At 72.4% G+C, this 7,196-nt stretch carries 8 protein-coding genes; 5 read left to right on the top strand and 3 right to left on the bottom strand.

What is annotated here, in order from left to right; genetic code table 11:
- Positions 1 to 120: 120 nt before the first annotated feature.
- Positions 121 to 1,671 (bottom strand): vanadium-dependent haloperoxidase, encoded by a 1,551-nt coding sequence (locus tag IF00_RS0140070; RefSeq protein WP_051820900.1) that lies wholly within the window; start codon positions 1,669 to 1,671, stop codon positions 121 to 123.
- A 328-nt stretch (positions 1,672 to 1,999) separates the two neighbouring features.
- Between IF00_RS0140070 and IF00_RS0140075 the strand changes: the two genes are divergently transcribed.
- From IF00_RS0140075 to IF00_RS0140085, 3 genes are all read left to right on the top strand, one after another.
- Positions 2,000 to 2,503, top strand: coding sequence for a hypothetical protein (locus tag IF00_RS0140075; RefSeq protein WP_051820901.1), 504 nt, complete (start codon positions 2,000 to 2,002; stop codon positions 2,501 to 2,503).
- 174 nt (positions 2,504 to 2,677) lie between these two features.
- A complete protein-coding gene (locus IF00_RS0140080; RefSeq protein ID WP_158710602.1) occupies positions 2,678 to 3,196 on the top strand; it encodes a DUF2231 domain-containing protein in 519 nt (172 codons plus the stop codon).
- Positions 3,197 to 3,521: 325 nt separating this feature from the next.
- Positions 3,522 to 4,169 (top strand): ScbR family autoregulator-binding transcription factor, encoded by a 648-nt coding sequence (locus IF00_RS0140085; RefSeq protein ID WP_037640406.1) that lies wholly within the window; start codon positions 3,522 to 3,524, stop codon positions 4,167 to 4,169.
- 36 nt (positions 4,170 to 4,205) lie between these two features.
- Here IF00_RS0140085 and IF00_RS0140090 read toward each other — a convergent pair whose 3' ends face one another.
- Both IF00_RS0140090 and IF00_RS0140095 read right to left on the bottom strand, forming a co-directional pair.
- Entirely contained in the window at positions 4,206 to 5,156 is a 951-nt protein-coding gene (locus tag IF00_RS0140090) for an NAD-dependent epimerase/dehydratase family protein (RefSeq protein ID WP_030327001.1), read from the bottom strand.
- A 23-nt stretch (positions 5,157 to 5,179) separates the two neighbouring features.
- Positions 5,180 to 6,130, bottom strand: a complete 951-nt coding sequence (locus tag IF00_RS0140095; protein WP_030327003.1) for a ScbA/BarX family gamma-butyrolactone biosynthesis protein — start codon at positions 6,128 to 6,130, stop codon at positions 5,180 to 5,182.
- Between the two features lie 128 nt (positions 6,131 to 6,258).
- Between IF00_RS0140095 and IF00_RS0140100 the strand changes: the two genes are divergently transcribed.
- The gene (locus IF00_RS0140100) at positions 6,259 to 6,939 is read left to right on the top strand and encodes a ScbR family autoregulator-binding transcription factor (RefSeq protein ID WP_030327005.1); all 681 of its coding nucleotides are present in this window, start codon (positions 6,259 to 6,261) and stop codon (positions 6,937 to 6,939) included.
- A gap of 128 nt (positions 6,940 to 7,067) precedes the next feature.
- The coding region (locus tag IF00_RS44680; RefSeq protein ID WP_167346911.1) for an acyl-CoA dehydrogenase family protein at positions 7,068 to 7,196 on the top strand (129 nt) is incomplete at its 3' end.

The raw sequence follows: 7,196 nt of genomic DNA on the forward strand, positions 1-7,196 counted from the left end.
GGGCGGGCGGAGGCGGCTCGGGGCGGGGCGGGGCGGGCACGAAGGGAGGACGGGCCGGCGGGCAGCACGTCCCGCGGGTGCCGGTTCCACCGGTTCCGCCACGGGACGGGCCTGCCGAGGTCAGCGGTGGGTGCCGCCGAAGTAGCGCATGGCCTGCCGGTGGACGACCTTGCCGATGCGGTGGCCCATCTCGATGCCGGGCTCGTTGTCGAAGCTCCAGTGCATTCCGCCGTAGACCCGGGAGATGCCGGCCTGCCGGGCGGCCTCGCTGAAGGTGGGCCAGTGCAGGACGACGTCGGTGCGCGGGGTGAGGCCGGGCTCGACGGTGGAGGCGCCCGCCTTGAAACGGTACGAGTCGCCGAAGGAGTCGGAGCCGGTGAAGCGGCGCAGGAACTCGGCGGCGGCGCCGGAGAAGGTGCTGTGTCCGGAGACGGTGGCCGGGAAGGGAGGAACGGCCACGTAGGCCTGCCAGTCGACGCCGTCCATGGTGACGGAGCCCTGGCCGGGGCCGCCCCAGGAGCGGATCTGCCGGCCGCGCTGGTCGAACGGGATGAGGGTGGAGGGACGCGCGAAGTCGTACTGGGCCTTGACGGCCCAGGAGCCGATGGCGGCGTCGCACTCGGCCATGTTGAGGCCGAAGAAGATCTGGGCGTCCTCGTCGACCCCGTGGCCGTCGCGGGCGGAGACGTACCGTCCCCACATCTGCTGGGCGCCGGGCGGAGTGACGTCGTCGTTGAGCCAGAACTCGGCGATGGCCTTCTGCTCGTCCGTCAGACGGGCGCTGATGTCGAGGAGTTCCTCGATCGCGGCGGTCATCCGGACCGAGGGGTACGCGGGCGGGGCGGGGACCGTGAACTGGTCGGGGCGGGACAGCGCGAAGGGCTGCATCACCGCGAACTGCGGGGTGAGGTAGCGCTGCGTCTTGCCGCCGACGATCAGCGGGGTCCAGTGCGCCGGGTCGGTGACCGTGGCCGGGTCGAAGGCCCCGGCGATCTGCGGGGTGTTGCGCGGCTGGTAGCCGGTGGTGTCCGAGTACGCCGGGGTGCCGAGCTGGTTGGCGCCGTCCGCGTGGCGGTAGTCCAGGACGGCCTGCGCGGTGCGGCGGCCGATCCAGGCGGGGCTGTTGCGGCGGGGGTCGGTGAGCTCGGGGTCGTGGCCGAGGCTGCGGAGCATGTTGTCGATGGCGACCTTGTACTCGGGGTACAGGTCGAGCAGGGCGAGGTGGGCCGCGTAGCTGATGGCCTCGTTCTTGTTGTCGAGGGTGCGCTCGGAGCGGGGCCTGCGCAGGGCGCCGCCGAAGCGGGTGCCGACGGCACAGTGGTCGTAACAGGCCCAGGCGTCGTAGATGGCGTTGTGGATGATCGCGAGGGCCCGGGCGTTCACGGTGGCGGGGCCGAAGCGGTTGCCGGCGGCCTGGTAGCGGCCGAGGATCGCGTCCATCGCGGCCTGGTTCCAGCGGATGACGACGCTGGGGTCGGTCACGGCGCCGGGCCGGCGGCGGCCGGTGCGCGTCTCCGCCTCGAAGCTGGTGGGCACGGCCCACGCGGCGCTGCCGGGAAGGGCGAGCGCCCCGGCCGCGGCGGCCGACGTGGTGAGCACCCGGCGCCGGGTGAGGGCGGTGCGGGCCGCGGGGGTCGTGGTGGAGGCGGGGGCGGCGGGTCGGTGGGACATCCGTGGATTCCTTCGCATGCTGCCGGGAGCGGATGGACGCGGTTCGAGTCGATGGATCAAACACAAACTCGAACAGTGCTCAGGCTGGCGAGATTTGATCGCGTGCGGCAACGCCCTATCGACTTCTTCCATAGCGGGCATGCAAGGAACCGATGGGCATCGCGGGGGTGCTCGGGACGTGGTTAGCGTGGGCCACGGCGTCCGACCCTCCTGCCGGGATTCGGCGTGATCCGAACGGTCCGCCGCCCCGACACGCCCCACCCGGCCTCGATCCGCCCGCACGGCCCCGTCCGGCCCCCGCGTCGACTCGTGATGGAGATGCCCGCGCATGACCGTTTCCTCCCAGGTGATCCCTGCCGCCACCACCCCTGCCCCGGGAACCGCCACTCCGCCGCCCGCCACCTCCCCGGCTCCCCTCGGCCGCTTCGACCGGCTCGCGCCACGGCTGCACCGGTACGGCCTGGGCATGCTCAGGGCCGGCCTGGGCGGCGTGTTCGTGTGGTTCGGGGTCCTCAAGGTCATCGGACTCAGCCCGGCGGCCGCGCTCGTCGTCGCCGTGCTGCCGTTCCCGGCCGGCGGCTGGTTCGTTCCCGCGCTGGGCTGGGCCGAGGTGGCGCTCGGCCTCTGGCTGATGTCCGGGTGCGCCCGCGCGCTGGCCCTGCCGGTGCTCACCGCCCACCTCTGCGGCACCTTCGCGGTGCTCGTCCTCACACCGTCGATGGCCTTCGCCCACTCCAATCCGCTGCTGCTCACGCTGGTCGGCGAGTTCGTCGTCAAGAACGTGGTGCTGCTCGCGGGCGTGGTCGTGGTGACGACACACCCGCGCGGCTGAGTCCGTACGCACGGCGCACGCGCGTACACCGCACGCGTACGGCACACCCGTACGGCACACCCGCCGTTTCAGGGCACGGAATACGGAAAGCCGCCCCGTATGAACGCATCGCAGATACAGGATTCCGGTGTCCGCGTGGGCGTCGAAACGGGGGCGGCCCCGGGATCCGGACGGTTGCCGCGCACGATGGACCGGCTGGAGCGCGCGGCGGCGCTGGACGGTGCCGCCGACCGCATGCGGAGCGTGGTGCGAGCCGCTCCGCTGGGCCGCGGCCGGGACGTACTGCGCGGCCGGTGGCTCGGGCACCCCGTCCACCCGCTGCTCGTGCACGTACCCATCGGCGCATGGCTCTCAGCGGCCGTCCTCGATCTGCTGCCCGGTCAGCGCCGGGCCGCCCGGACCCTGGTCGGTGTGGGCCTCGTCGGCGTCGCCCCGGCCGCGGTCTCGGGCTGGGTCGACTGGGCGGAGCTCGACCTGCCACGACGGCGACTGGGCCTGGCGCACGCGGCCACGAACGTCGCAGCCGTGGCCCTCTACGCGGCGTCCTTCGCCGCCCGGGGCGGCAACCACACGGGCCTCGGCCGGGCGCTCGGCTTCGCGGGGCTCCTCGCGGTCGGTGCCACCGGGGCGATCGGCGGCCACCTGGCGCATCACCGTGCCCCGGCAACCGCGACCACGCCCGGCGACGCCTGACCACAGCCGGCACGGTATCTCTGCCGCTGACCACGGCCACGGCGTTCCCCTGACAGGCAACAAACCTGTGGCTCGGTTTGCGAGTTGGGGTGCACCATGACCCACGGGAGCACGTCTGCGGCTTCTGTCGTCACCCGACTCGCCACCCTCGTACGCATTCCGTATCCGTCCAGCAGGCACCCGGCCCTCCGATCCGCACCGAAGCGCTCAGGGGCGCACGAAAACCTCGTACAATACCAAGCAGTCGGTTTGGAGTCGTCGAGCGGTACGGCGCGACGGGGCGCCGCCCGTGCCACCGCGACGCACGGTGCTACGGGAGCCACGGGTGACCAAACAGGAGCGGGCCGCACGGACCCGCGAGGCGCTGATCAGGTCGGCGGCCAGGGAGTTCGACCTGCACGGCTACACCTTGGCCAAGTTGTCGGCGATCAGCACGGGCGCGGGGGTGAGCCCCGGCGCGCTCCACTTCCACTTCGAGAACAAGCCCGCGGTGGCCGCCGCCGTCGAGGAAGAGGCGTCCACCGCCCTGCGCCGGGCGGCCCGGGTCGTGTACCGCCAGGGGTCCGACGCCCTGCAGAACCTCGCCGACACGACGCACGCCCTGGCCCGGCTGCTCCGTGAGGACATCGTCGTCCGCGCGGGATACCGGCTCAGCTGCTCCCGGGGCTGTCGTACGGACCTGAATCTGCGCCAGGAATGGCAGAGCTGCGTCCAGCAGCGGCTCGCGGAGGCGGCCGACGAGGGCCTGCTCGCCACCGGCCACGGCGGTCAACAGGACCTCGTCCGCACGGTGGTGGCCGCCACCGTCGGCCTGGAGGCGCTGCGCCGGGACAACGGCGAGTGGCTGTCGCCCGAGACGGTCACCGGTCTGTGGCGGACACTGCTGCCGATGCTGGCCGCCCCCGGCGCACTCGCCGGTCTGGAACCGGCGGGCAGCACGACCGTCCCCGCCGCCCGCACTCCGGCCGCCTGACGACCCATCGGCCGCCTGACGCGAGGGGCGGCCTGTTCAGGAACCGCCGAGGAGACCCCGGTACCAGGGCAGATGGTCGGCGAAGTCCACGGCGAAGCCCGGCCCGGGGTCGCAGCCGAGCTCCCGCCAGGGGCGGTCGTCGGCGAACCAGTGGTCGGTCGCCAGCATGTCCAGGTGGTGCTGCGCGAAGGGGACGTCCGCGAGCAGCGCGCGGGCCGCCGCGATGTCCACCGCCGCTCCCCGGCTCTTTCCCGTCCGGTGGGTGAGCAGGTCCTCGGCGGCCGCGAGCAGCGCGCCGACCGGCACCGGCTCGGGGTGCTGGACGTAGTACGGACCCGGCTCGGTCGCGGAGGAGAGCGCGGCCCCGAGCAGGGCACCCGCCAGGCTGTCCACATCGATCAGGGAGTGCAGCGACGCTCCCCCGTCGAGCGGCGCCGGCAGGGCGGCGAGGAGCCGGACCACGCCGGGGATCAGCTGCCGGTCGCCGGTGCCGTACACGAGGTGCGGGCGCAGTACGGTCCCGCCCGCTTCCAGGACGTGGCGCTCGCCGGCGGCGCGCGTGCGGCTGGTCGCCGAGCCGGGGGCGAGCGGCAGGGTGCCGGGCGCGGCGGCCCGGAAGGGGCCGCGGCCGTGGACGGACGCGGTGCTCAGGGAGACGATCCGGGTCACCCCGGCGGCCACGGCCGCGGCGACCAGGGCGCGGGTGCCCTCGTCGTTGACCGCGCGGGCCTGCTCGGCGTCGCCGCCGATCGCCGATGCGCAGTGGATCAGGACGTCGGTCCCCTCGCAGGCGCGGCGCAGCGAGTCGGGGTCCCGGAGGTCGCCCAGGACGGTCTCGACCCCGGATCCCGCCGACTCCGCCGGGTCGGTGGGCGGGCGGCGGGCCAGCAGGCGGACGCGCGCGGGCTCCTCGGCCGACGCCGCCGCGGCGGCCACCCGGCCGCCGATGAAGCCGGTCGCGCCGGTGATCAGAAGGTGAGGTGCCATCGTGCCCATCGCGCCGATCCGGTTCAGCCCGCCAGCCGGCTGCCGAGGCCGGCTCCGGCCACCGCCAGTTCCCGGGACGGGGAGGTGAGAGTGCACTGGAAGACGGAGTTGCCGTCCTGCCGGCCGTCGACCCGGACGGTGGTCGTCGACGGGTCGGCGCCGGGCACGATCTCCGTCTCGATCCAGCAGGGGCTGTCGAGTTCGGCGTAGCGGGAGAAGGAGACGTCCATCACGGCGGGCAGGAACGCCTCGCTGCCGACCGTCGCCGTCGCGGCCTGCCGGGCCGCTTCGAGGAGCACCATGCCGGGCACGTGGTCGTTCGGGCGCCGGAAGAGCGTGGTGTGGGCGGTGTTGATCCGCAGCTGCCACTGGTCGGGGCGGTTGCCCGGGCCGAGGACGACGTCCTTCGCGTCCTCGCGGCCCACGAGGTGCGGGGCGACTTCGGGGATCAGCGGGACGGGACGGCCGAGCGCGGCCATCCGCTCGCCCCGGATCCTGCGGTACGCGAGGGCGGAGGTGCAGCGCGCCTGGGCCGTGCCGGTGCCGAGGAACCGGCCGTCGCGGGTGAGCACCAGGGTGGTGCGCAGGTCGCGGAGGCGGCCGCCGCGGCTGCTGAGGTCGGAGCAGATGACGTCGACGGTCACGTCCGAGGAGAGCCCGTCGACGGAGAGCGCCTCGGGATCGACCCGGTAGGAGAGGCCCCACATGACGAACTGGTCGTCCACGGGTACCCCGAACTCGGCGTGAGCGATCAGCATGGTGGTCTGGCGTATCGTCTCGGCCACCAACACGGGGTCGTGACGGTCCCCTGCCACCGGAGAGAAGAAGGGATGTGAGGCAGGCCAGCGGGCAGAGACGGAGAACCGATTCTCCCGCAATTGAGTCCACCCCGTGGGGATGATGTCCGCGGGATCCGCTCGGTGAACGAACTCCCCGGGGACGTGTGCAGCCGTTCCTCGTCCGTTCTGATCCATGGATCCCCCTTGCAACCCCGCGCCCCTGGGCGGTGAGTCCGCCCGAATTAGAATACGTACAGCGCGGTTTTCTTTTCAATGCTTCACGTCACACGTTGAGCACAGACAGCGAGACAGCAGGAGGCGCCTTGGCGCAGCAAGCGCGTGCAATCCGAACCCGACGGGTGATCCTCGAGTCGGCCGCCACCGTCTTCGCGGAGCGCGGCTACGAGCGGACGACCATCGGCGAGATCCTGGTGCGCGCCGGGGTGACCAAGGGAGCTCTGTATTTCCACTTTGCTTCCAAGGAAGATCTCGCCCTCGGCGTCCTCGACGCCCAGATGCTCGACATGCCCCTGGCGCCGCAGGAGGTCAAGCTCCAGGAGCTCGCGGACCAGGCCTTCCTGCTGACCCACCGGCTGCAGCGCGACGCACTGGTGCGGGCGAGTGTCGCCCTGGCGCTGGACAGCGGTGCCACCGGGGTGGACCGTGCCGCTCCCTTCCGGGCGTGGATCGACCAGGTGTCGGAGATCCTGATGGTCGCGAAGGCGCGGGGGGAGCTGCTCGTCCATGTGGACGTGACGGACACCGCCGAGCTGTTCTCGGGCGCCTTCTCGGGAATCCAGGCGATGTCCCAGATTCTGTGCGATCGCAACGACCTGGCCCATCGGGTCTCGGTCCTGCTCCAGCATTTCCTGCCGAGCATCTGCACCCCGGCGCTGCTTCCCCGTCTCGACATGACCGAGGGCCGCGCCAGGCAGCTCGGCGCCGAGTACGACGCGAGCCGGCTCCGGAGGGACGAAGTCCATCTCGCGGACACTGCCGGTTAAGAAAACCGACCGACCGGTCCTCTGAGCGCCCCGACGCAGATCAGCGTCGGGGCGCTCTGGCATCATGGCACTGAGTGTGTTTTGCTGAGGGTACTCAGTGCCAAAAGCGTCTAGGGGAGCTCCACATCATGGGCAAGGACTTCGACCTGTATCGGCCCTCCGAGGAGCACGACATGCTCCGGGAGTCGGTGCGTGCGCTCGCGGAGGCGAAGATCGTGCCGTTCGCCGCGGCGGTGGACGAGGAGGGCCGGTTCCCG

Origin of the sequence: Streptomyces flavochromogenes (genome assembly GCF_000717595.1) — a bacterium.
GTDB lineage: Bacteria > Actinomycetota > Actinomycetes > Streptomycetales > Streptomycetaceae > Streptomyces > Streptomyces flavochromogenes.